The organism is Roseivivax halodurans JCM 10272 (genome assembly GCF_000521785.1).
Taxonomy (GTDB): domain Bacteria; phylum Pseudomonadota; class Alphaproteobacteria; order Rhodobacterales; family Rhodobacteraceae; genus Roseivivax; species Roseivivax halodurans.
Genome location: NZ_JALZ01000002.1, coordinates 244,693 through 268,296 on the forward strand (window position 1 = coordinate 244,693; position 23,604 = coordinate 268,296).

Genomic DNA, 23,604 nt, shown 5'->3' on the forward strand with positions numbered 1-23,604 from the left:
CGCCGGGGCGCCCCGATCCTTCTTCGGGTTCGGTGTCCCCGCCTCGTGCCAGCCATGTGCAACCCGGGTCCCTCGCGCGGTCGAGGTCTCGCTCGATGATCCGTCCATCAGGACCGCTCCCGTTTATCGCGCCGAGATCGAGCCCGAATTCGCTCGCAAGGCGCCGCGCGAGCGGCGAGGCCCGGAGCCGCGCGCCCGGGGCCGGCCAGTTTTGGGCGTTATCCTCCATCCCGGCCGTCCTCTCGCAAGAGCGTGACGAGGTCCCACGGCGTGCGCGGCACCTGCCCGCCTCGGCGCGCCGCCACGGCGGACGCGATCCTGGCGCGATGCGCCGCGATCCACTCGTAAGCCTCCTGATGGCTCGGCCGCTCGCCGGGGCGAAGCGTTTCCATCAGGCATTCCGGAACCTGCGCCTCGCAAGTGCCGGCATCGAGATGCGCCCTGACCCGGTAGGCTTCCGCGCCCGCGTCGCGGCCGAGGACCTCGATCCGGCTCACCGGTAGCTCACGCGTCTTGCCGCTTCGACCACGTCCTCGGCGCGTGGCAAGGCCAGCGCCTCGAGCGTTTCGGCATAGGGCATCGGCACGTCGCTGCCGGCAACGCAGGCAACCGGCGCATCGAGCCAGTCGAAGGCCTCGCGCATGATAACGGCCGCCAGATGCTCGCCGATCCCGCCCTGCGGCCAGCCTTCCTCGACCGTCACGCAGCGATGGGTCTTCCGAACGCCCTCTAGAACAGTCGCATGGTCGAGCGGTCGCAGCGTGCGCAGGTCGATCACCTCGGCGGCGACGCCCTCGTCCGCCAGGGCATCCGCTGCCTCCAGCATCGTGCCCACCGCCGGCCCATAGCCGACGAGCGTGACGTCTGCGCCCTCGCGCCAGATCCGCGCCTGCCCGAAGGGCACCACGTGATCGCCGAGCTCCGGCGCATCGAAACTCCTGCCGTAAAGCCGCTCGTTCTCCAGGAAGACGACCGGATCGTCGCTCCGGATCGCCGCCTTCAGGAGCCCCTTCGCGTCCGACGCGGCATAGGGATAGGCGACAGCGAGCCCGGGCACATGCGCCATCCATGCCGCAAAGCACTGGGCATGCTGGGCGCCGACGCGCCCCGCGGCCCCGTTCGGTCCGCGGAACACGATCGGACACGAGACCGCGCCACCGCTCATGTAGCGGGTCTTGGCGGCGGAATTGACGATCTGGTCCATCGCCTGCAACGCGAAGGAGAAGTTCATGAACTCGACGACCGGACGCAGCCCGGCGAAGGCCGCGCCGATGCCCAGTCCAGCGAAGGCGGCCTCGGTCACCGGCACGTCGATCACGCGCGCGGATCCGAAGCGGTCGAGCAATCCTTGCGTGACCCGGTAGGGGCCTTCGGCCGCTGCGACCTCCTCGCCGATCACGATGACCGCCTCGTCGCGGCTCATCTCCTCGGTCAGGGCATCCCGCAACGCCTCCCGGACGATGAGCGGCGCCAGATGGACACCTGCCTCCCAGCCCGGCTCCCGCATCGCGGCGTTTCGGGTCGCGCGCGGCGCGGCGACCGGGGCGCGACGGGCGGGCGACGCCGGGGCCGGCGTATCGCCCGGCGCCATCAGCAGCGCGATCGGCGTGTCGACCTTGACCGATGCCGTGCCCTCGGGGACGAGGATCTTGCCGAGCCGTCCGGCGGCGACCGCCTCGAACTCGAGCGTGGCCTTGTCGGTCTCGATCTCGGCGATCACGTCGCCTTCTTGGACGGCGTCGCCTTCGGCCACGAACCAGCGGGCGAGGCGCCCTTCCTCCATCGCGGGCGAGAGGGCGGGCATGCGGATCTCGGTCGCCATGTCAGGCCTCCGCGGTCACGTGAAGATGGAGCGCCTCGGGCTCCGGCGCAGGCGCCTCCCGCGCGGCATCCGCAGCGGCGCTGACGATGTCCTTCACCTCGCGGTCGATGGCGCGCAGCACCTCCTCGGTCACCGCACCTTCGCCGAGCAGCCGCTCGCGCAGGCTCTCGATCGGATCGCGCGTGGCCCGAACCCGGCTCGCCTCCTCACGGGTGCGGTACTTCGCCGGATCGGCCATGGAATGTCCGCGATACCGATAGGTCCGCGCCTCGATCGCATAAGGTCCCTTGCCCGCGCGCACATGCAGTGCTGCAACGTCCGCCGCCTCGCGCACCGCCCTCACGTCCATCCCGTCCACCGCCGCGGTCTCGATCCCGTAGGCCCGCGCGCGCTCCAGAAGCTGCGGACCACGCGGCGCCGCCGAAGGCCCGGGATAGGAATTGTTCTCGATCACGAAGAGGCAGGGCAGGGAGAGAAGCGCGGCGAGACGATAGGTCTCGGCCACCTGGCCCTGATCCGCGGCGGCGTCGCCGAAATAAACGAAGGTGACATTGTTCGTCCGCCGGGTCTTTTCCGCCAGCGCGATTCCGGCCCCGATCGGGACCTGCGCCCCTACGATGCCGTGTCCGCCCCAGAAGCCGTGCTCGGGCGAGAACATGTGCATCGATCCGCCCTTGCCGCGCGACGCACCGGTCTCGCGCCCCAGAAGCTCCGCCATGATCGCACCGGGGTCTATGCCCGCGGCGAGCATGTGCCCGTGACCCCGATAGGAGGTGATGCGCTGGTCGCCCTCGCGCGCGACCGCCTCCATACCGGTCACGACCGCCTCCTGTCCGATGTAGAGATGGCAGAAGCCGCCGACGAGGCCCATGCCGTAGAGCTGACCGGCCTTCTCCTCGAAGCGGCGGATCAGAAGCATGTCGCGGTAAAGTCCGACATCCCCGGATTCCGGCGCGCCCTCCTCGCGTGCCGTCATGGCCGCGCCTCCCATCTGTCGCAGTATCGCTGACGTTTCAGAACACACTATGCTCCGCGCAATATTCTTTCAAGCTCCCGCAAGGCGTGTCGATTGCTGGTTCCGGGGGGCGCTCTCCTCTATCTCGGCTGTGGCAGACCAAAGAGCCCGAGGAGCCCCGCGCATGATCCGCAGCTATTCTCTCGACGAGAGCGGCCTGACCGAGATGCCGCGCCCGCGCGACGGGGCGATCTGGTTCGACCTGCTCGACCCGACGCCAGAGGAAGAGGATGCCGTCGCCGGCATCGTGGGCCACAAGGTGCCGAGCCGCGAGGACATGGAGGAAATCGAGGTCTCCTCGCGCCTCTACGTCTCGCAAGGGGCGGCCTACATGACGGCGATCCTGCCCGCCCATGCCGAGGACGACGATCCCGAGATGGCCCCGGTGAGCTTCGTTCTGACCGACGGCAAGCTCGTCACGGTGCGGTTTCACGAGCCGCAGGCCTTCCGGTCGTACCCGGATCGCTGGGGCTGGACCGGCAGCAGCGTCGCGGATGCGGAGGGCGTGCTCGTCGGCCTGCTCGAGGCGGTGGTTGACCGGCTCGCAGACATCCTCGAACGCGACGCGCAGGAGATCGACGCGATCTCGCGCCGCGTCTTCCGCCGAGAGGCCGGGGAAGGTCCGGACTTTCAGGACATGCTCGAGGAGATCGGCCGCAAGGGGGATCTCACCTCGAACATCCGCGACAGTCTCGTGACGCTCGACCGGCTCGCGCGCTTTCTCGGCCAGCTGGCGGCGCAGCGGAAGAGCGCCAAGGACGCGCGCGAGCGCATCAAGGTGCTCTCGCGCGACGTGAACTCACTCCTCGATCACGCGGGTTTCCTGTCGCAGAAGATCACCTTTCTGCTGGACGCGACGCTCGGCATGATCTCGATCGAGCAGAACGCCATCATCAAGATCTTCTCGGTGGTCGCGGTGATGTTCCTGCCGCCAACGCTGATCGCCTCGGTCTACGGGATGAACTTCCGCCACATGCCCGAGCTTGCATGGCAGTTCGGCTATCCGCTTGCGGTGATGTTGATGATCGCCTCCGCCATCGTGCCGTACTTCTACTTCAAGCGGCGCGGTTGGCTCTGATCGGATCGCAGGCCAGCTCCGGCGTCGCTGGCGCAAGGGCATCCGCATGTCTTGTGTCGCCAAAGGGCCGGCGCGGAGCTTGCCGCGACGGCCGACCATGGTTGTCTTGCGGGGTCAGGCCACGCGAACCGTCAGATCCCCGATCCCGCCGACATGCGCGACCATCTCGTCGCCCTTCTGCACGGGGCCGACACCGGCTGGCGTGCCGGAGAGGATAACGTCCCCCGGCGCGAGCTCGAAGTATCTCGACAGGTAGGAGATCATCTCCGGCACCTTCCAGATCATCTGGTTGAGATCGCCCTCCTGCTTCAGCTCCCCGTTCACCTTCAGCTCGACGCGACCCTCGCTCGGATGGCCGACGCTTTCGACCGGATGGATCGGACCAATTGGCGCGGACCGCTCGAAGGCCTTCCCGATCTCCCACGGGCGCCCCATCTTCTTCTGCTCCCCCTGGAGGTCGCGGCGGGTCATGTCGAGCGACACCGCGTAGCCGTAGACGTGATCGAGGGCCTCATCGACGGAAATGTTCGAGCCGCCGGACTTCAGCGCCACCGCCATCTCGATCTCGTGATGCACGTCCGAGGTCTCGGACGGATACGGAAACTCACCGGAAGGGTCCAGATTGTCAGGGTTTTTCTGGAAAAAGAACGGCGGCTCGCGGTCCGGGTCGTGGCCCATCTCGACGGCGTGGGCCGCGTAGTTCCGCCCGATGCAGTAGACGCGGCGCACCGGGAACTTCGCTTCGGTTCCCACGACGGGCAGGCCGACGGTCTGGGGCGGGTCGATGGTGAAATCTGTCACTGAAGTCCTCCTCTTCTCTCGAATCCCTTAGCGGGACGTGATCGGCAAATCAATCCGAACCAATCCGGAAAAATCGGCGCGATGTCGGTTTGGTCAAGCAATCCTTGGAGATTGATCCGGTCCTGTGCAAGAGTGAAGAGGAAGCAAAACGAATCGGACAGATGACGGACCAGGTCGACGCCAGAAAGCCGGACGCCCTAGCACGCGTCCATGACTACATCCGGGAGGGGGGATACAGGCCGGGCGATCGGCTGCCGCCCGAGCGGCAGCTCATCGAGCAGCTCGAGCTTCCGCGCGGGGCGTTGCGGCAGGCGCTGGAAGCGCTGGAACGGTCGGGATCGATCTGGCGTCATGTGGGAAAGGGCACTTTTGTCGGCGATGGCGCGCCCGACCTCGAGCAGGAGGCGGACACGCTCATCCAGATGGGACGTCAGCTCACGCCGCTCCGCATGATGCAGGCCCGGCTCTGCATCGAGCCCGCGCTTGCCCGTGAAGCCGCGATCCACGCCACGGGGGAGGCCATGGCGGCGATCGACCGGACGTTGAAACGCGCCCGCGCCGCGGCGACCTGGGCGGAGTACGAAACCCAGGACGACAATTTCCATCGCGCCGTGGCGAAGGCGTCCGACAATGCCCTGCTGCTGTCGTTCTTCGACCAGCTCAACCGCGCGCGCAGGGCCGTCACGTGGGCCGCCGTGGAGCGGCGCAATGTCAGGCCCTCGCCGGACCATTCCAGCTTCGACGAACATGACGAGATCGCCCGCACGATCAATGCCCGCGATCCCGAAGGCGCAGCCGCAGCCATGCGCGCGCATCTGAAATCAGTTTCCGCCCGGCTCTTCCCGTGAGGGATGGGCCGGGCTGAAAGCCCGCACCGAGGCCGCGAGAGGCGGGAGGAGACCCCTGCGGCAGGACATCTTGTAACTGGGAGGAGAAAGATGACCACTGACAGACGCAATCTCATGAAGGGGGCCTGCCTCGCTGCGGCGATCGCGGTCGCCGGGCCGGCTTTGGCGCAAGACGATCCGCTGCGGGTCGCGATGGGCGACATCGCCAGTGTCGAAAGCCTCAACCTGCTGATCGCCATGGAGCGCGCCGAAGAACGCGGCGTGCCAATGGAACTGACATACTTCAACTCCGAGGACGTGGCCGTTCAGGCGGTTCTCAGCGGCGAGGCCGATATCGGCGTGGGCGCCCCATATGCCTTCATCGAGAACTCGGACGCTCCGATCCGCATGTTCTACCGGATGAGCACGCTGCTCTTCTTCCCGGTGGTGAATTCCGAGGTCTATTCGGGATGGGAGGATCTCGATGGCGAGGAAGTCACCGTCCATTCGCGCGGCTCGGGAACCGAAGCGCTCATGCGACTCATGGAGAAGGAGCACGGCATCGAGTTTTCGAACATCTCCTACGTGCCGGGCTCCGAGGTTCGTGCCGGGGCGATGCTTCAGGGAACCGTCAACGCCTCGATCGTGGATGCGGCGAACTTCCGTCTCCTGCAGGAACGGGGCGGCGAGAAGTTCAAGCGCCTCCCGATCGACGGCGTGAACGCCACGGACGAGGCCCTCTACGCCAACACCGAGGTTCTGGAAGGCCGCGCCGAGGACATGCAGGTCTTCGTCGAGGAACTGCTGCGCACCTGGCGCGACATCGACGAGAACCCCGAGCTCGTCGGCGAGCTGCGCGAGGAATACGGGCTTCTGGCCGACCTGCCGGACAACGTGGCGGCCGAGGCGGTCCCTTACTACACCGAAGCGGTGGAGGGGGGCGTCTATCCGACAGACGGCGGCGAGCCCGCCGATGTTGCGGACGACATCAACTTCCTCGCCGCGGCCGGACAGGTCGAGAGCAGCGCGGACGAGGTGGATCCCTCGCGCTACTGGGATTTCGGTCCGCTGGAGAAGGCCAAGTCGGCCCAGTGACCGAAACCCGCGCCCGCCCTCCGGGGCGGGCGTCCTCATAGCCGTCTCATGACCACGAGGTTCCAAGACCATGTCCGCAACCGTTCCCGCCGCGATTGCCGGCGGACCGACCGGCAGCTCCATCGCGCGGTTCTCTCAGATGCCTGCCATGTGGCGCATCCTCTCGCTCGCGCTGTTCTTCGCCGTGTGGGAGATCGCTGGACGCACTAATTTCAACTACGCGTTTCCGACCTTCTTCGAGACCCTGGCGGCGTTCTTCGAGATGATCTTCGACGGCTCGATGGGCGCGGCGTACCTGCGGACGCTCGAGCCCCTGATCATCGGACTTGTCCTCTCGCTCGGCGTGGGGGTGAGCGCGGGGGTCGCAATGGGATTGCGCAAGGAGGTCGAGTTCCTGTCGCTGCCCATCTTCATCACCATGCAGGCCGCCCCGATGGCGGCTTTGATCCCGCTGATCACCTTCGTCTACGGCATCGGCCTCACCTCGAAGGTTCTCGCGGTGATCTTCCTGGCCATGCCGGTCATCACGATCAACAGCTACAAGGCGGTTCGGAACGTGCCGCCCTCGCTGCTCGACATGTCCCGCTCTTTCATGGGCACCCGCTGGCAGCAGGTCACGAAGGTCATCCTGCCCGCCGCCAGCCCGATGATGTTCGCGGGCATCCGCCTCGGCGTCGCCGAGGGGTTCTCGGGGGTCGTGCTGGCCGAGCTGCTGATCACGCCGACAGGCATCGGCGATCTGATCACCTTCCACCGGTCGGTCGCCAATTTCGCTCACATGTACGCAACCATCGCATCGATCGTGGCCTTCGCCGTGATCGCAGTCTCGCTGCTCTATCGCCTCGAGATCACGCTCTTCCGTCCCGAGAAAAGGGGTCTGTCATGAATGCCATTGCCCATACGCCCGCATCGTCCGCAGGGACGACAGCGACGCCGGTGGACCTGCCCATCGTCAAGACCGAGGGGATCCACAAGGTCTACGGGGGCACCGTCCAGGCGCTCAAGGACATCAATCTCGAGTTCAAGCGCGGCGAGATGACCAGCCTGCTCGGGCCCTCGGGCTGCGGCAAGACCACCCTGCTGAAGATCATCGCGGGATTGCTGAAGCCGACCGCCGGCGAGGTCAGGGTGAACGGCAAACCGGTCACCGGCCCCGGTCCCGAGCGCGCCTTCGTGTTCCAGGACTTCGCGCTGATGCCCTGGGCGACGGTGCTGCGCAATGCGGCCTTCGGGCTCGAGCAGCAGGGCGTCGCCCGGGCCGAGCGCGAGGAGCGGGCCCGCCACTACGTCGAGGAGGTCGGGCTCGCGGGCTTCGAGGACAAGTATCCCCACGAGCTCTCCGGCGGCATGCGCCAGCGGGTCGGGCTCGCCCGGGCGCTCGCCGTCGATGCGGACGTGCTGCTGATGGACGAACCGTTCTCGGCCGTCGACGAGCAGACCCGCCGGAAGTTCCAGGAGGACCTGATCCGCCTGCGCGAGGTCGAGAACAAGACCTTCATCATCGTCACCCACTCGATCGAGGAGGCCGTCTACCTGTCGGACCGCATCGTGCTGCTGTCGCCGCGGCCCGGGCGGGTCGCGCAGGTGCTCGATCCCGACATCAATCGCACCGGTGATCCGGACGCGATCCGCCGCGCCCCCGAATACCTCGATCTGACCGACGACATCTGGCGCGGTCTGCGCGAATACGTGGAGTGATGTCATGACCCTCTACGGTTTCCGCATCCCGAAGTTCGCCGCCCTGTTTTTCTGGATCGTCGTCTGGGAGATCGTCGGCCAGTTCGAGCTCATGCTGCTGTTCCCGCCCTTCACCGAGGTTCTGGCCGCGATGACCGACGTGGTCACCACGCCGAGCTTCGTCGAGGCGGCGCGGATCACGGCCTATTGCTATCTCGTCGGGCTCTCCCTCGCCGTGGTCGCGGGCATCGGGCTCGGTCTGCTGATGGGGCTGGTCCCGGCCGCCGACAAGCTGCTGAACATGTGGGTCAACATCTTCCTGTCGGCGCCGCTCTCGGCGCTGGTGCCGGTGATCATGATCCTCTTCGGCATGGGCGAGCCTACGGTCATCGTCACCGTCTTCATGTTCGCCGTCTGGATCATTGCCCTCGACACGCGGGCGGGCGTGCAGCATGTCTCCCCCTCGCTCAAGGAGATGGCGTTCTCCTTCGGTGCCTCTCGCGTCCAGCGCCTCAAGATCGTGCTGCTGTCGGCGCTTCCGGAAATCCTCGCCGGCATCCGGCTGGGCGTCATCCGCGGCGTCAAGGGCGTGGTGATCGGTCAGCTGCTGGTATCGATCATCGGCGTCGGCGCATTGTTCTCGCTCTACAGCCAGAACTTCCTGATGGGGCATTTCTGGGCCCTCATCCTGATCCTCTTCGCCTTTGCGCTGTCGCTTGCCGAGCTGATCGGTCGTCTCGAGCAGAAGGTCGAATACTACGCAGGTGCTCGCGGCTAGGGCGGCGGGCGATCAAGCCCGCCCTCAGAGCTGACCTCCACCCGGGGCCGCCCTCGCGCGGCCCCGAAACCATGCCGATCTTGTTTGGGGCATGGGTCGGGCCACAATGGGTGCCGCCGAGCGTCGTTCAAGCCATCTGCGCTACGCGGTGTGGCGCGGGGCAGGGGTGTGCCCTGGCTCGAACGCTGGCGCTCTGCCCCTCAGCAATTCGGCACGTTCACCGCGAGGCCGCCCAGCGAAGTCTCCTTGTATTTCTCGGCCATGTCCGCGCCCACCTGCCGCATGGTTTCGATGCAGGCGTCGAGCGGGACGAGGTGCTGGCCGTCGCCCCGCAGCGACAGTGATGCAGCCGACACCGCCTTGATCGCACCGAGGCCGTTGCGCTCGATGCAGGGCACCTGGACGAGGCCCCGCACCGGATCGCAGGTCATGCCGAGATGGTGCTCGAGCGCGATCTCGGCGGCGTTCTCGATCTGCTCCGGCGTGCCGCCCATCACCGCGCAGAACCCCGCCGCCGCCATCGCCGAGGCCGAGCCGACCTCGGCCTGGCATCCCGCCTCCGCCCCCGAGATCGAGGCGTTGTACTTCACCAGCCCGCCGATCGCCGCTGCGGTCAGCAGAAACTCCGGCACCTTCGAGCGCGTCGCCCCCGGCACGTGGTCGAGCCAGTAGCGGATCGTCGCGGGGACCACCCCCGCCGCGCCGTTCGTGGGCGCGGTCACCACCTGCCCGCCGGCGGCGTTCTCCTCGTTGACCGCCATGGCGTAGACGCTCATCCAGTCGTTGATCGTGTGCGGCGGGGCGAGGTTGGTGCCGCGCTCGGCGAGGAGGGCGCCATGAATGCCGCCCGCGCGGCGGCGGACGTTGAGGCCCCCGGGAAGGATCCCGCCGCCCGCGAGGCCGCGGTCGATGCAGGCGTCCATCACCTCCCAGATCCGGGCGATCCCTGCGTCGAGCGCCGCATGGGTCCCGCGGGAGAGCTCGTTGGCCCGTTTCATCTGCGCGATCGAGAGGCCCGAGGCCTCGGCCATCGCCAGCATCTCGGCGGCGGTCTTGAACGGGTAGGGGACGGGCGGGCCGTCGTCGCTGTCCTTGCCGCGCGCCAGTTCCTCCTCGGTCAGAACGAAGCCGCCGCCGACGGAATAGTAGGTCTCCTGCAGGATCACGTCGCCCTGGTCGTCGGTCGCCATCAGGATCATCGCGTTGGCATGTCCCGGCAGCGCCCGGTCGTAGTCGAAGACGAGGTCTTTCTCAGGGTCGAAGGCGAGGGCGGGCAGGCCCTCGGGCTCCACCTGCTTCTCCGACCCGATCCGCTCGAGCGTCGCTTCGGCCGCCTCGGCGTCGTAGGTCTCGGGGCGGAAACCCGCGAGGCCGAGGATCACCGCGCGGTCGGTCGCATGTCCGACGCCGGTGAAGGCCAGCGAGCCGTGCAGCGATCCCTTGAACCCCCGCACCGAGTAATCGGCCACGCGGATCTTCTCGAGGAATCGCGCCGCGGCGACCATCGGCCCCATCGTGTGGGAGGACGACGGCCCGATGCCGATCTTGAACATGTCGAAGACGGAGAGGAACATGGACGTCCTTTCGTGGTTCTCGGCCGCCGCGATGGGAACCGCCTGCCGTCCACGCCACCCTAGCGCGGATCCGGGCGCAAGCCCGTTTGCGACGCTTGACCGGGCGATCGGTGCCAATTGCCCCTCGCCCGCGGACGGCGCATCGCCTATAGGCGGGCGCGAACGGCAACACCCGGAGACCACATCATGCAAGCAGAGCTCTCGCCCATGGACAAGGCCAAGTTCGTGGCCGCAAGCCGAGCCGCCGACCTGGTCGAGGACGGGATGCGCGTGGGGCTCGGCACCGGGTCGACCGCGGCGTGGCTGGTGCGCCGCCTCGGCGAAAGGGTGCGCGAGGAGGGGCTGAAGATCCGCGGCGTTCCGACCTCGTCCCGCACCGCCGCGCTCGCCCGCGAGGAGGGGATCGAGGTCGTCTCTCTCGACGAGGCCGGCTGGCTCGACCTCACGATCGACGGCGCCGACGAATTCGACGCCGACCTGAACCTGATCAAGGGCGGCGGCGGCGCGCTCCTGCAGGAGAAGATCGTGGCGACCGCCTCGGAGCGCATGGTGGTGATCGCGGACGCGGCCAAGGAGGTCGCGCATCTCGGACGCTTCCCGCTGCCGGTCGAGGTGGTGCCCTTCGGGCGCGACACGACCGAGGCGCTGATCGCGGAGATGCTCGAGGCGATGGACGTGATGGGCCGCGAGACGCGCCTGCGCATGGACGGCGAGGTGCCCTTCGTGACCGACGAGGGAAATCACATCATCGACCTGCATCTGGGCCGTATCGGTCGGCCGCGCCAGCTCGCGATGATACTCAACCAGATCCCCGGCGTCGTGGAGAACGGCCTCTTCATCGACATCTGCGACATGGTCGTCGTGGGCCATTCCGACGGCCGCACGGAGCTGCGCGACACTTCGGAGGTCACGGCGGGCGAGGATCGGCCCGACGGCACGAGCGAGGCGAACATCTTTCGCGATCTCGGCGACTGAGGCCCGGGGCCGCAGACCCCCGTCTCTCTCCGACCGGTCACGCTTTGTTCAACATTGAACCGGAGCGGGCCTGCGGCTGGCAAAGCCCCGCATGCTGTGGAATACGTCACCGGGGCAACCATACGGAGCGGTGAGAATGAGCGGATTCGACTACGACCTGTTCGTGATCGGCGGCGGATCGGGGGGCACCCGTGCGGCACGCGTCGCGGCGGGCGAGGCGGGCGCCAAGGTCGGCCTCGCGGAGATGAGCCGCTACGGCGGTACCTGCGTCATCCGGGGCTGCGTTCCGAAGAAGCTCATGGTCTTCGCCAGCGAATACGCCGACATGGCCGACGCCGCGAGCGAATACGGCTGGAACATGCATCGCGGCGAGTTCGACTGGCAGGCCTTCTCGGGCAGGCTGCAGGGCGAACTCGACCGGCTCGAGCAGGTCTACCGCAAGCTTCTCGCCAATTCCGGAGTCGAAACCTACGACGCACGCGCACGTCTGCGCGATCCTCACACGGTCGAGCTGTCGACCGGCGAGGTGATCACCGCCAAGCACATCCTCATCGCCGCAGGCGGTCATCCCGTGCGCCCCGATATCCCGAATGCCGATCTCGGTCTCGTCTCAGACGACATCTTCGGGCTCGAGAACCTGCCCAAGTCGATCCTCATCATCGGCGGCGGATACATCGCCTGCGAGTTCGCCTGCATCCTGCACGGCATGGGCGTCGAGGTGACGCAATATTACCGGGGCGCCCAGATCCTGCGCGGCTTCGACGAGGAGGCGCGGGGTCTCATCGCAGAGGAGATGCGCGAGCGCGGCATCGACGTCCATACGGGCACGAACATCCTCGAGATGCGCTGCGCCGAGGAGGAGGACATCGCCGACACCAAGGCCGCGAATATGGGGGCGGGCGTCGAGGAGGTCGGTCAGATCGGCGACAGCGGCATGGGCGCCTTCGGCGGCCACCCCGAGAAGGACCGCGAGCAGAAGGGCCCGATCTGGGTGAAGTCCACGACCGGCCGCGAGCATGTCTTCGATGCCGTGCTCTTCGCGACGGGCCGCACGCCGAACACCGGCGACATGGGCCTCGAGGAAGCGGGCGTCAGGCTCGCACGCGGCGGCGCCGTCGAAGTCGACCAGTACAGCCAGTCCTCGGTCCCGTCGATCTACGCGATCGGCGACGCCACCGACCGGGTGAACCTCACCCCCGTCGCGATCCGGGAGGGCATGGCCTTCGTCGAGACGGTCTTCAAGGGCAATCCGACCCCTGTCGACCACGAGCTCATCCCCTCCGCGGTCTTCACGCAGCCCGAATTCGGCACCGTGGGCCTTACCGAGGAGGAAGCCTCCGAGCAGGAGGAGATCGAGGTCTACTGCACCTCGTTCCGCCCGATGCAGACCGCCTTCATCGGACGGCCCGAGCGGGTCCTCATGAAGCTGATCGTGTCGAAGGAAACGCGCAAGGTTCTGGGCTGTCACATCGTCGCACCCGGCGCGGGCGAAATGATCCAGCTCGCGGGCATCGCGGTCAAGATGGGCGCCACGAAAGAGGATTTCGACCGGACCTGCGCGGTCCATCCGACCATGTCCGAAGAAATCGTAACCATGCGGCAGCCGATCCGGACCGGTTGATTTGCGCAACAGCGCAACCAGCTATAACGCATGTGGGAACGAAAAAGTTCATCAAGGGAAGAGCGGAATGGCTAGTAATGGCGGCGGCCCGTGGGGCGGCGGCGGATCAGGCGGAAGCGGGGGCGGTGACGGCCCGCGTCGTCCGCAGGGCGGAGGCGGCGGCGGACGTCGTCCCGACGACAACAACCAGATCCCCGAAATCGACGAGCTGGTGCGCAAGGGGCAGGAACGCCTGCGCGTCCTGATGGGCGGCCGCGGCAACAACAGCGGCGGCTCCTCCGGTGGCGGCGGCGGGGGCCCGTTCCTCACCCGCGGCACGCTCATCATCGGGGCGATCGTGCTTCTCGGCGCATGGCTCCTGGCGAGCTTCTACACCGTGCGCCCCGAAGAGCAGTCGGTCGAGCTTTTCCTCGGCGAATACGCCTCGACGGGAGAGCCGGGCCTCAACTTCGCGCCGTGGCCGCTGGTCACCGCCGAGGTGGTCAACGTCACCTCCGAGCGGACGGAGAACATCGGCATGGGCCGCGGGCAGGACGAAGACGGTCTGATGCTGACGACGGACGCCAACATCGTCGACATCAACTTCCAGGTCGTCTGGAACATCCAGGACCCTGCAAGGCTGCTCTTCAACATCCGCGATCCGCAGCTGACGGTGCAGGCGGTGTCCGAGTCGGTCATGCGCGAGATCATCGCGGCGTCGAACCTCGCGCCGATCCTCAACCGGGACCGGGGACTGATCGCGGACACCGCGATGCAGAACATCCAGGACACGCTCAACGAGTACGATTCGGGCATCAACATCGTCCGCGTGAACCTCGACGCGGCGGATCCGCCGGCCGAGGTGATCGACGCGTTCCGCGAGGTGCAGGCCGCCGAGCAGGAGCGCGACAGGCTGCAACGTCAGGCCGACGCCTATGCCAACCGCGTTCTCGCCGAGGCCCGCGGTGAAGCTGCGCAGACGCTGGAGCAATCCGAAGCCTACCGTGCCCGCGTCGTGAACGAGGCGATCGGTGAGGCGTCGCGCTTCATCTCGGTGGCGCAGGAGTTCAACCAGGCGCCCGAAGTCACGCAGCGCCGCCTCTATCTCGAGACCATCGAGCGCACGCTCGGCGACATCGACAAGATCATCCTCGACGAGGCCACCGCAGGCGGCAACGGCCAGGGCGTGCTGCCCTATCTGCCGCTGAACGAGCTCAATCGCCGGACGCCGTCGCAGAGCGGCGCGTCGGCCCAGACCACCGGAGGCTCGAACTGATGCGCTGGACCGCTCTCCCCCTCGTAGCGATCATCGCGGTAATAGTCGTGCTCTGGTCGTCGCTCTTCATCGTGGACGAACGCGAGAAGGCGCTCGTCCTGCAGTTCGGCCAGATCAAGCAGGTGCGCGAGGAGCCGGGCATCGGCTTCAAGGTGCCGCTGATCCAGGAGGTCGTGACCTATGACGACCGCATCCTGTCGCTCGACACCGAGACGATCGAGGTCACGCCCGCCGACGACCGCCGCCTGATCGTCGACGCCTTCGCCCGCTACCGCATCGCCGACGTGGTGCAGTTCCGGCAGGCCGTCGGCATCGGTGGCGTCCAGCTCGCCGAGGATCGCCTGTCGGGCATCCTCAACGCGCAGATCCGCGAGGTCCTCGGTGCCGATCAGGTCACCTCGGACCGGATCCTGAGCCAGGATCGCCGGGACCTTGCCATCCGCATCCGCGAGCAGGCACGTCAGTCGGCCGAGAGCCTCGGGCTCGAGATCGTCGACGTGCGGCTGAAGCAGACCAACCTGCCGCAGCAGAACCTCGAGGCGACGTTCGCCCGGATGCGCGCCGAGCGTGAACGCGAGGCCGCCGACGAAATCGCCCGCGGCAACGAGGCGGCGCAGCGGGTCCGCGCGGCCGCCGACCGGACCGTGGTCGAGACCACCTCGAATGCGGGCCGCGAAGCCGAGATCATCCGAGGTGAGGCCGATGCGGAGCGCAACCGCGTCTATGCCGAGGCGTTCGGCGACAACCCGGAGTTCTTCTCCTTCTACCGCTCGCTCACCGCGCTCGAGCGCTCGCTGCAGCGCGACAACTCGACGCTGGTGCTCTCGCCCGACAGCGAGTTCGTCGGGCCGCTCTTCGAGGCGATCCGGGCCGAGGGGCTCGAGGGGGTCGAGATCAGCGACACTGACGTGGAGCGCCTTCGCGAGCTCGCGCCGCAATCCGAGATCTCTCCGGACCTGCCCGACAGCGCCCGTGAAGAGATCGAGCGCAGCACGCAGGAGGCCGAGCGCGAGATCGAGGAGCGCCGGAACCAGGAGCGTCCCCAGGGCGCAGAGCCGGGGCCGGGCGCAGCCGAAGATGCGGCGCCGGACGAGAACGCGACCGACGATGGGGCCGAAACCCCGTCCGAGACCGAGGACACGCCGTCCGAGGAAGAAGACGCGCCTGTGTCGAACTGATCCATGGACGTCCAGCTGATCTTGGCGATGATCGCCGGAGCGCTGATTGTGGAGGGGCTGGCCTATGCGCTGGCCCCTTCGCTCGTCGAGCGCATGCTCGAGGCGCTGGCCGCCATGCCGCTCGAGGCGCGCCGCCTGCTCGGGCTCCTCACCGCCCTCACCGGACTCGTGATCCTCTGGGCCGCGATCTGAGCGCGGCGCAGAGGCCGTTATACGCTGGGGCCACACCGGCGAACGCGCCCGACGGGGGCACGACGGCCCGGCGCGACATCAGGCGGTAGACTCGATCGTAAGACTTCCTTCCTAGCGTGCCGGTCACGGCTGCTTGAAGCGAGGCTGCCGCGTTTGAGTGTTGCCGCTTTGCCGCTAGCTTGTCAGAATATCACAGGCAGGTCTTGGCGGGCACCCTTTCCCCGCCCGCCCCGGCAATCCAAGAGGAGTGAGATTTGACACGCCCCACCATCGCCCGCGCGGAGATCTCCCGCGTTCCCCTGCAGCTGATCTGGATCGCGACGCTCTCGATGCTGCTCATCTTCGCGCAGGCCCTGAGGGCGCCCGCGCAGGCGCCCGAGAGCCTCGCTCCGCTGGTCGACCGCATCAGTGCCTCGGTGGTCAACATCACGACCGCAACGACGGTCGCGCGGCAATCTGGGCCCCAGGGCATCGTTCCCGAGGGCTCGCCCTTCGAGGAGTTCTTCCGCGAGTTCCGCAATCCCGAGGGCGAGGACGCCCCGATGCGCCGCTCCTCGGCGCTCGGCTCGGGCTTCGTGATCTCCGAGGACGGCTACGTCGTCACCAACAACCACGTCATCGAGAATGCCGACGAGATAAACATCGAGTTCTTCTCGGGCCGCGAGCTTCCCGCGGAGGTCGTCGGCACCGATCCCAACACCGACATCGCGCTCCTGAAGGTCGAGGCCGACGAAGCGCTGCCCTTCGTGAACTTCGGCGACAGCGACGCGATGCGTGTCGGCGACTGGGTGCTCGCCATGGGCAACCCGCTGGGCCAGGGCTTCTCGGTGTCGGTCGGCATCGTATCGGCATCGGGCCGCGCGCTCTCGGGCAGCTACGACGATTACATCCAGACCGACGCCGCCATCAACCGCGGCAACTCGGGCGGTCCGCTCTTCAACATGGACGGGCAGGTGATCGGCGTGAACACCGCCATCCTCTCGCCCACCGGCGGATCGATCGGCATCGGCTTCGCCATGTCCTCGAACGTCGTGACCCGTGTCGTGGACCAGCTGCAGGAATACGGCGAGACCCGGCGCGGCTGGCTTGGCGTCTCGATCCAGAACGTGACCGACGATGTGGCCGAGGCGATGGGCCTCGATACGGCGCGCGGCGCGCTCGTCACCGACGTGCCCGAGGGGCCCGCCGCCGAAGCCGGGATCGAATCGGGTGACGTCATCATGTCCTTCGACGGCGTCGAGGTGGACGACACCCGCGGCCTCGTCCGCCAGGTCGGGAACACCGAGGTCGGTAAGACCGTGCGCGTGGTCGTGAACCGCGACGGCGCGACCGAGACCTTCCGGGTGACGCTCGGCCGCCGCGAGGAGGCCGAGACCGCCAGCGCCGGGACCGGCGAGACCCCCGAACCGGAGGCGCCCGAGACCAGTGACGTGCTCGGCATGACGCTCAGCCCGCTGACCGCGGATCTCCGCGGCGAGCTTGGCATCGACGAGAGCGTGAAGGGCCTTGCCGTGACCGAGGTCGACGAAAGCTCCGAGGCTTGGGAGAAGGGCCTGCGGGCGGGCGACGTGATCGCCGAGGCCGGGCAGACGCAGGTGATGACCGTCTCCGATCTCGAGGAAAGCATCGCGGAGGCGCGCGACGCGGGGCGCAAGTCGCTGCTGCTTCTGGTGCGCCGCGAGGGCTCGCCGCGCTTCGTGGCGCTCGGCGTCGAAGAGAGCGAGTGACGCTGCTCACCGGGTCGTTAAGGCCGATCGATCGGGGGAGGGGCGGGCCGCAGGGTCCGCCTCTTTCCGTTCGGTTCGCATGTCAGGTGCGATGTCTTGGCCGGCCCCCCGGACGGGTGGTCGCGGGATGCGCCTCAGGATCCTTCGCGGACCGTCTCTGCGCTGCCCGATACCCCGGGCCCGGCGCCGCGCGGGGTGTCGGGCGAGAGCAGCCGGTCGAGCAGATCCGAGACGTCCTCGATCTCCTCGGCGATGACATGGGTGACCCCGGTCTCGCGCTGGAGTCGCCCGGTCACCCGCAGCATCCGTCCGGAGATCACCGCGCGGCGGAACCGCTCGTAGAGCGCGCGCCAGACGATGACGTTCACGACGCCGGTCTCGTCCTCGAGGGTGATGAAGATCACCCCCTTCGCGGTGCCCGGACGCTGGCGCAGGATCACGAGCCCCGCCACGGTGACCCGCGCCCCGTTCGGCGGCGCGCCGAGCCGATCCGCCGGGAGGCAGGAAGGCGGGCGGGGCCAGGCGGCCGGAGAGGAAATCAGGATCTGCATGTACAGAACGAATAAAGAACATACGCCTGCCCGGCAAGTCTGCGACCGAAAATCTCTGGAAGCGCGGGCGCGCCTTCTCTACCTCTGCCCCGGACGCCCAGCGACGAACGGAAAGGCCCTGGAATGGCGAAGATCACCTATATCGAGCACAACGGCACCGAGCATGTGGTGGAGGTCGCGAACGGCCTGACCGTCATGGAAGGAGCGCGCGACAACGGCATCCCCGGCATCGAGGCCGATTGCGGCGGCGCCTGCGCCTGTTCGACCTGCCATGTCTACGTGCATCCCGACTGGGTCGGCAAGCTTCCCCCGCGCGAGGACATGGAGGAGGACATGCTCGACTTCGCCTACGAGCCCGACGCCGAGCGCTCGCGCCTCACCTGCCAGCTGAAGGTCTCGGACGCGCTCGACGGGCTCGTGGTGACCATGCCGGAAAAGCAGATCTGACCGAGGCGCCGCGTCGGCCCGCCCGCTCGTGGCACGCCTCCGCCCGCGGCGCGCTGCCGGCGGAGCGCCTGTGGCACGCGGGCAGGCGCGGCGCTTGTCGCGATGCAGCCACCCCAATCCGGTGAGGCATGAAGCCATGCCCCTCCCATAGCCCGCGGGATCCCGCGCCTCCGTCTTCTTCTTGGCGAAAATACTCCCGCCGGAGGCGCCGAAGCTGCCCCTAGCGGATCGGGTCGAGCAATGCGTCCCGCGCCGAACAGTCGCCGATCACGTCCGCGCCGCAGCGCCGGGGCTGCATGTCCCGCGTGAGACACAGCCGCGCCTCCTGGATGCGTCCCGACCGGCAGGTGATGGTGATCATGTCCGCCTCGAGGCCGGGATTGGCCTCGAGAAACGCGTCCTCGATTACGGAGGCGGGCAGGCGCACCGGCTCGGTCAGGCGCCGCAGCACGTCCGGGCGCTCCACCGCGCGATACGCCGCGCGGGCGGTTTCGAGATAGGCGTCGCCCGGGAGCCCCGAACAGACGCCGTGCTTTTCCCACTGGTAGGTTGCGAGGCTTGCCGAGCCCATCACTTCCGCCATGGCCCGGGCAGCCCCCGGCCTCGGCGGGGCGGCCTCGGTCGGGCAATAAGAGGGCCATCCGGTCTCGTATTGCGGCCAGAGGCCGTGCAGGATCCAGCCGAGCGGCCGCTCGCACTGACGTGCGCCCCGCGCCTCGCCGGTCAGCGCGCACCATGTCGGCGACCAGCTCAGCGCCAGAACCCAGTAATCGAAGTCGCCCGCGCGCTCTCCCTCGGCCGCGCCGGGCCCGCCAAACCCCGTGAGGGCCATCATCAGCGCTGCCGCGATCCGCATTTGCCCCTTTTCCCTCGGCCTCGAAATCACTATATACGCTGCGAGTTCCCCGAAAACGGTAACCCGACCCGGGCCGATCCGGGGGCTCCCGAGGCGAGAAAGACGCTCGGGGGCCGACAGAAGACGTATATTCAGGAGAGAGACCATGGCCAAGCTCTTGCATCCCAAGGCGACCGCCGTCTGGCTGGTGGACAACACCACGATGACCTTCAAGCAGATCGCCGACTTCACGGACATGCACGAGCTCGAAGTGCAGGGCATCGCCGACGGCGACGTGGCGGGCGGCGTGAAGGGGTTCGATCCCGTCGCCAACAACCAGCTCGAGCAGAGCGAGATCGACAAGGCGGAGAAGAATCCGCTTCACAAGCTCAAGCTCAAGCACAACCCCGCCGCGCGCGACGAGGACAAGCGGCGCGGGCCGCGCTACACGCCGCTTTCGAAGCGTCAGGACCGTCCCGCCTCGATCCTGTGGCTGGTGAAGTTCCACCCCGAGCTCAGCGACGGCCAGATCGGCAAGCTGGTCGGAACCACCAAGCCGACGATCCAGTCGATCCGCGACCGCACCCACTGGAACATCTCCAACATCCAGCCGATCGATCCAGTTGCGCTCGGCCTCTGCCGGCAGTCCGAGCTCGACGAGGCGATCCACAAGGCGTCGAAGAAGGACGGCGCGGTCATGGACGACGACGCGCGCCGCAAGCTCGTCTCGACCGAGCAATCGCTCGAGATGGACACCGAGCCGCGCCTGCCGTCCTCGGTCCAAGGGCTCGAGACCTTCAGCCTGAGCGATCCGCGCGACGAGGGCGGGACGGGCTCCGACGAAGACGAAAAGCGCGGCTCCGAGAATTACGCCGACGCCGACAGCTTCTTCAACCTTCCCGACGACGAGTCCGATGACGAAGAGGACGACAGCGACGATCCCCGCCGCTGATCGGTCCTGACGGTCCGCGCAGGCGCCCCGAAGCGCCGCGCGGACCGGCCCATCCCTCACTCTCAGACGCGGTCCAGCGTCGACCGCACAACCGCCCTCAGAGCCGCTTTCGGGCGGTCAGTGCGGCGGTGATGGTGCCGTCGTCCAAGTAGTCAAGTTCGCCCCCGATCGGCACGCCCTGCGCGAGGGACGAGAGGGTGACCCGCCCCTCGAGCGCATCGGCGATATAGTGGGCCGTGGTCTGCCCATCGATCGTGGCGTTGAGCGCGAGGATGACCTCGGTGATCTCCTCGGCGGCGACCCGTTCGACGAGCTTTGGGATGCGCAACTCCTCGGGCCCGACATTGCCCAGAGCCGAGAGCGTGCCGCCGAGAACGTGGTAACGCCCGATGAACTGGCCCGAACGTTCCATCGCCCAGAGGTCGGCGACATCCTCGACGATGCAGAGAAGACCGGTGGCGCGCCGCTCGTCGCGACAGATATGACAGATGTCCGATGTGCCGACATTGCCGCAATTGAGGCATTCGCGGGCGCTGTCGGCGACCTTCTGGGTCAGCTCGGCGAGGGGCGTGAGCAGGCTGCCCCGCTTTCTTACCAGATGCAGCACGGCGCGCCGGGCCGACCGGGGGCCGAGCCCCGGCAGCCGCGCCATCAGTTCTATGAGGGCGTCGATATCGTCTCGGTCGGACATTTCCGGTGGATCAGAACGGCAGGTTCATGTCCTTGGGGAGCCCGAGGCTTTCGGAGAGGTTCTTCATCTCCTCCTGGGCGCGTTCGTTCGCCTTCGTCTGGGCGTCCTTGATCGCGGCGAGGATGAGGTCCTCGACGACCTCCTTGTCGTCGCCGTTGAAGATCGAGGGGTCGATGTCGAGCGACTTGAGGTCGCCCTTGGCTGAGGCCACCGCCTTGACGAGGCCGGCACCGCTCTCGCCGGTGACGGTCATGGTGTGCAGCTCTTCCTGCAGCGCCGCCATGCGGGTCTGCATCTCCTGCGCCTTCTTCATCATCCCGGCCATGTCGCCGAGGCCGCCCAATCCTTTGAACATGCGCGTCACTCCCTAGGGTGCGTGGGTATCTGGTGTCCCCGCAGAGATACGCGCGGGGCGGTCCGCTCACAAGGGCGGGCGGCGATCCGGCGGTCTGCGCGCTGGCGCGCGCAGGCTCGTCTGGCGTCCCGTGCGCCTGTGGCGCCCGGAACGTGGGCGGATGCGTGGCCGCGTCGTCACTCCTCCTCGAACGGGTCCCACTCGTCCTCGACCTCGGGCAGCGCTTCGGCCTGGGCCTCTTGGGCGACCTCCTCCTCGGTGCGGATCTCGGCGATCTTCGCCTTCGGGAACGCTTCAAGCACCGCCTTCACCATGGGATGCTCGGCGGCCTCCGCCTCGCGCGCGAGCCTTTCGGCGTTGCGCTGCTCGTAGATCGTCGCGGTCTCGGCACCGTTCACCAGCGTGACCGCCCAGCGGTTGCCGGTCCAGCGCGCTAGCGCCGCGCCGAGCCGCTGGGCGAGATCGCCCGGTGCGTCGTCGGTCGGGGTGAACTCGATGCGCCCCGGCTGGTAGGCGGCAAGGCGGACATTGGTCTCGACCTCGATCAGGAGCTTGCCGTCGCGGTTGGCGCGGATCAGCTCGACCACGTGATCGAAGGTCGGGTAGCGCGACAGCGCCTCCTCGGCCGCCACCGCCCGCGCCGTCGCGGCGCCGCCACCACCGCCGCTCGCCACCGGGCCCGACGGCGCGGAATGCGTCGGCGTCATGGCGCCCTGCGCGCCGGTGGCGCCCCCGTGCGCCAGCCCGCCGCCGCCACCGTTCGGCGGGGGAGGGGGCGGCGTCTCGCTCTGCAGCTTGCGCACGAGGTCTTCGGGGCTCGGCAATTCGGCCACATGGGTCATGCGGATGATCGCCATCTCGGCGGCCATCATCGCGTTTGGAGCCTGCGCCACCTCGTCGAGCGCCTTCAGCAGCATCTGCCAGAGCCGCGTCAGCGGGCGCATCCCCAGGCCCTCGGCGAAAGCGAGCCCCCGCGTGCGCTCCTCGGGGCCGACGGTGGGATCCTCGGCGGCGTCGGGGGTGATCTTGACCACCGACACCCAATGCGTCGTCTCGGCGAGATCGCGCAGCACCGCCATCGGGTCCGCGCCGTCCGAATATTGCGCCGAGAGCTCCGAGAGCGCCCCTGCGGCGTCGCCTTTCATGATCAGCTCGAAGAGGTCCATGACCCGGCCGCGATCGGCGAGGCCGAGCATCGCGCGCACCTCCTCGGCGGTGGTCTCGCCGCCCGCATGGCTGATCGCCTGGTCGAGCAGGGAGGTCGCATCGCGGGCCGAGCCTTCGGCCGCGCGGGTGATGAGCGCCAGCGCCTCGTCGGCAATCTCGGCGCCCTCCTTGTCGGCGATCCGGCGCAGGAGGCCCAGCATCACCTCGGGCTCGATCCGCCGCAGGTCGAACCGCTGGCAGCGCGACAGGACCGTCACCGGCACCTTCCGGATCTCGGTCGTCGCGAAGATGAACTTCACGTGTTCGGGCGGCTCTTCCAGCGTCTTCAGGAGCGCATTGAAGGCCGAGGTGCTGAGCATGTGCACCTCGTCGATGATGTAGATCTTGTACCGCGCGGACGCCGCCCGGTAATGCACACTGTCGATGATCTCGCGCACGTCCCCGACGCCGGTATTCGACGCCGCGTCCATCTCGAGCACGTCGACATGGCGTCCTTCCATGATCGCAACGCAATGCTCGCAGATTCCGCAGGGATCGGTGGTCGGCCCGCCGGTCCCGTCGGGGCCGATGCAGTTCATGCCCTTGGCGATGATCCGCGCCGTGGTCGTCTTCCCGGTGCCGCGGATGCCGGTCATGATGAAGGCCTGCGCGATCCGGTCGGCGGCGAAGGCGTTCCTCAGCGTGCGCACCATCGCGTCCTGCCCGACGAGATCGGCGAAGGTCTCGGGGCGGTACTTGCGGGCGAGCACCTGATAGGCGGGGCTGTCGGACATGGATGTGCTCCCGGGGGTTGCGGCGCTCCGCAGCCTAGGCTTGCGGGCGCGCGAGGTCCACCGCATCGGCAGAGGGGGAGGGGCGCAAAGTGCAGGTCGGTGTCACCGGGTTCCCTCCGGAGAAGGAGGGGACGTCGCGTCAGAGCGGCTCTGCCGCGGCGTCGCGGAGCGTACGGGCCTTGCGAAGTCGCCCCGCGCCGCGCGAGAGTTGCCGCAAT

At 67.9% G+C, this 23,604-nt stretch carries 24 protein-coding genes and 1 pseudogene; 14 read left to right on the top strand and 11 right to left on the bottom strand.

What is annotated here, in order from left to right; translation table 11 throughout:
- Positions 1–94: 94 nt before the first annotated feature.
- From OCH239_RS23460 to pdhA, 4 genes and pseudogenes are all read right to left on the bottom strand, one after another.
- Positions 95–229: pseudogene (locus tag OCH239_RS23460) on the bottom strand (E3 binding domain-containing protein); the annotation flags it as partial.
- Positions 219–497: a hypothetical protein gene (locus tag OCH239_RS03535; protein ID WP_037258776.1), complete on the bottom strand. Its 279-nt coding sequence runs from the start codon at positions 495–497 to the stop codon at positions 219–221. The pseudogene OCH239_RS23460 and the gene OCH239_RS03535, both read right to left, overlap by 11 nt.
- Positions 494–1,822 carry a pyruvate dehydrogenase complex E1 component subunit beta gene (locus tag OCH239_RS03540; RefSeq protein WP_037258779.1) on the bottom strand — a complete coding sequence of 443 codons (1,329 nt, stop codon included), beginning with the start codon at positions 1,820–1,822 and terminating at the stop codon, positions 494–496. Before OCH239_RS03540 ends, OCH239_RS03535 begins: the two co-directional genes overlap by 4 nt.
- A gap of 1 nt (position 1,823) precedes the next feature.
- On the bottom strand, positions 1,824–2,798 hold the full coding sequence (pdhA, locus tag OCH239_RS03545; RefSeq protein ID WP_037258781.1) for a pyruvate dehydrogenase (acetyl-transferring) E1 component subunit alpha: 975 nt from the start codon (positions 2,796–2,798) through the stop codon (positions 1,824–1,826).
- Positions 2,799–2,961: 163 nt separating this feature from the next.
- Between pdhA and corA the strand changes: the two genes are divergently transcribed.
- Entirely contained in the window at positions 2,962–3,915 is a 954-nt protein-coding gene (corA, locus tag OCH239_RS03550; protein ID WP_037258784.1) for a magnesium/cobalt transporter CorA, read from the top strand.
- Positions 3,916–4,029: 114 nt separating this feature from the next.
- Here corA and OCH239_RS03555 read toward each other — a convergent pair whose 3' ends face one another.
- On the bottom strand, positions 4,030–4,716 hold the full coding sequence (locus OCH239_RS03555; RefSeq protein WP_051489221.1) for a fumarylacetoacetate hydrolase family protein: 687 nt from the start codon (positions 4,714–4,716) through the stop codon (positions 4,030–4,032).
- A 161-nt stretch (positions 4,717–4,877) separates the two neighbouring features.
- On the opposite strand from OCH239_RS03555, the gene OCH239_RS03560 reads away from it, so the two are divergent.
- From OCH239_RS03560 to OCH239_RS03580, 5 genes are all read left to right on the top strand, one after another.
- Entirely contained in the window at positions 4,878–5,564 is a 687-nt protein-coding gene (locus OCH239_RS03560; RefSeq protein WP_037258788.1) for a FadR/GntR family transcriptional regulator, read from the top strand.
- Between the two features lie 90 nt (positions 5,565–5,654).
- Positions 5,655–6,638: an ABC transporter substrate-binding protein gene (locus tag OCH239_RS03565; protein WP_037258791.1), complete on the top strand. Its 984-nt coding sequence runs from the start codon at positions 5,655–5,657 to the stop codon at positions 6,636–6,638.
- 70 nt (positions 6,639–6,708) lie between these two features.
- Positions 6,709–7,524 (top strand): ABC transporter permease, encoded by an 816-nt coding sequence (locus OCH239_RS03570; RefSeq protein WP_037258792.1) that lies wholly within the window; start codon positions 6,709–6,711, stop codon positions 7,522–7,524.
- Complete coding sequence (locus OCH239_RS03575) at positions 7,521–8,336, top strand: ABC transporter ATP-binding protein (RefSeq protein WP_157577788.1); 816 nt, start codon at positions 7,521–7,523, stop codon at positions 8,334–8,336. The genes OCH239_RS03570 and OCH239_RS03575 overlap by 4 nt, the downstream gene beginning before the upstream one ends.
- 4 nt (positions 8,337–8,340) lie before the next feature.
- A complete protein-coding gene (locus OCH239_RS03580; RefSeq protein WP_037258795.1) occupies positions 8,341–9,093 on the top strand; it encodes an ABC transporter permease in 753 nt (250 codons plus the stop codon).
- Positions 9,094–9,293: 200 nt separating this feature from the next.
- Here the strand turns inward: OCH239_RS03580 and OCH239_RS03585 are convergent, their stop codons facing one another.
- Positions 9,294–10,667, bottom strand: coding sequence for an L-serine ammonia-lyase (locus OCH239_RS03585; RefSeq protein WP_037258797.1), 1,374 nt, complete (start codon positions 10,665–10,667; stop codon positions 9,294–9,296).
- A 186-nt stretch (positions 10,668–10,853) separates the two neighbouring features.
- Here OCH239_RS03585 and rpiA point away from each other — a divergent pair, with 186 nt between their 5' ends.
- From rpiA to OCH239_RS03615, 6 genes are all read left to right on the top strand, one after another.
- On the top strand, positions 10,854–11,642 hold the full coding sequence (rpiA, locus tag OCH239_RS03590) for a ribose-5-phosphate isomerase RpiA (protein ID WP_037258798.1): 789 nt from the start codon (positions 10,854–10,856) through the stop codon (positions 11,640–11,642).
- 136 nt (positions 11,643–11,778) lie between these two features.
- Positions 11,779–13,263, top strand: coding sequence for an FAD-dependent oxidoreductase (locus OCH239_RS03595; RefSeq protein WP_037258799.1), 1,485 nt, complete (start codon positions 11,779–11,781; stop codon positions 13,261–13,263).
- Between the two features lie 67 nt (positions 13,264–13,330).
- Complete coding sequence (gene hflK, locus OCH239_RS03600) at positions 13,331–14,518, top strand: FtsH protease activity modulator HflK (RefSeq protein WP_037258800.1); 1,188 nt, start codon at positions 13,331–13,333, stop codon at positions 14,516–14,518.
- Positions 14,518–15,696 carry a protease modulator HflC gene (gene hflC, locus OCH239_RS03605; RefSeq protein ID WP_037258801.1) on the top strand — a complete coding sequence of 393 codons (1,179 nt, stop codon included), beginning with the start codon at positions 14,518–14,520 and terminating at the stop codon, positions 15,694–15,696. Before hflK ends, hflC begins: the two co-directional genes overlap by 1 nt.
- A 3-nt stretch (positions 15,697–15,699) precedes the next feature.
- Positions 15,700–15,888 (top strand): DUF2065 family protein, encoded by a 189-nt coding sequence (locus tag OCH239_RS03610; RefSeq protein ID WP_037258802.1) that lies wholly within the window; start codon positions 15,700–15,702, stop codon positions 15,886–15,888.
- 329 nt (positions 15,889–16,217) lie between these two features.
- Positions 16,218–17,615, top strand: a complete 1,398-nt coding sequence (locus OCH239_RS03615) for a DegQ family serine endoprotease (RefSeq protein WP_084782117.1) — start codon at positions 16,218–16,220, stop codon at positions 17,613–17,615.
- 134 nt (positions 17,616–17,749) lie between these two features.
- Here the strand turns inward: OCH239_RS03615 and OCH239_RS03620 are convergent, their stop codons facing one another.
- The gene (locus tag OCH239_RS03620) at positions 17,750–18,166 is read right to left on the bottom strand and encodes an OB-fold nucleic acid binding domain-containing protein (protein ID WP_051489226.1); all 417 of its coding nucleotides are present in this window, start codon (positions 18,164–18,166) and stop codon (positions 17,750–17,752) included.
- Positions 18,167–18,289: 123 nt separating this feature from the next.
- On the opposite strand from OCH239_RS03620, the gene OCH239_RS03625 reads away from it, so the two are divergent.
- Complete coding sequence (locus tag OCH239_RS03625; protein WP_037258804.1) at positions 18,290–18,613, top strand: 2Fe-2S iron-sulfur cluster-binding protein; 324 nt, start codon at positions 18,290–18,292, stop codon at positions 18,611–18,613.
- Positions 18,614–18,833: 220 nt separating this feature from the next.
- On the opposite strand, the gene OCH239_RS03630 is transcribed toward OCH239_RS03625, so the two are convergent.
- A complete protein-coding gene (locus tag OCH239_RS03630; RefSeq protein ID WP_037258807.1) occupies positions 18,834–19,469 on the bottom strand; it encodes a ribonuclease T2 family protein in 636 nt (211 codons plus the stop codon).
- Between the two features lie 145 nt (positions 19,470–19,614).
- Here OCH239_RS03630 and OCH239_RS03635 point away from each other — a divergent pair, with 145 nt between their 5' ends.
- Positions 19,615–20,400, top strand: a complete 786-nt coding sequence (locus tag OCH239_RS03635) for a DUF1013 domain-containing protein (RefSeq protein WP_037258809.1) — start codon at positions 19,615–19,617, stop codon at positions 20,398–20,400.
- Positions 20,401–20,497: 97 nt separating this feature from the next.
- Here OCH239_RS03635 and recR read toward each other — a convergent pair whose 3' ends face one another.
- The 3 genes from recR to OCH239_RS03650 all read right to left on the bottom strand — a co-directional run bounded on the left by recR (position 20,498) and on the right by OCH239_RS03650 (position 23,452).
- Positions 20,498–21,091 carry a recombination mediator RecR gene (gene recR, locus OCH239_RS03640; RefSeq protein WP_037258811.1) on the bottom strand — a complete coding sequence of 198 codons (594 nt, stop codon included), beginning with the start codon at positions 21,089–21,091 and terminating at the stop codon, positions 20,498–20,500.
- Between the two features lie 10 nt (positions 21,092–21,101).
- A complete protein-coding gene (locus OCH239_RS03645; RefSeq protein ID WP_037258813.1) occupies positions 21,102–21,446 on the bottom strand; it encodes a YbaB/EbfC family nucleoid-associated protein in 345 nt (114 codons plus the stop codon).
- Positions 21,447–21,622: 176 nt separating this feature from the next.
- Complete coding sequence (locus OCH239_RS03650) at positions 21,623–23,452, bottom strand: DNA polymerase III subunit gamma/tau (RefSeq protein ID WP_084782095.1); 1,830 nt, start codon at positions 23,450–23,452, stop codon at positions 21,623–21,625.
- Positions 23,453–23,604: the final 152 nt, after the last annotated feature.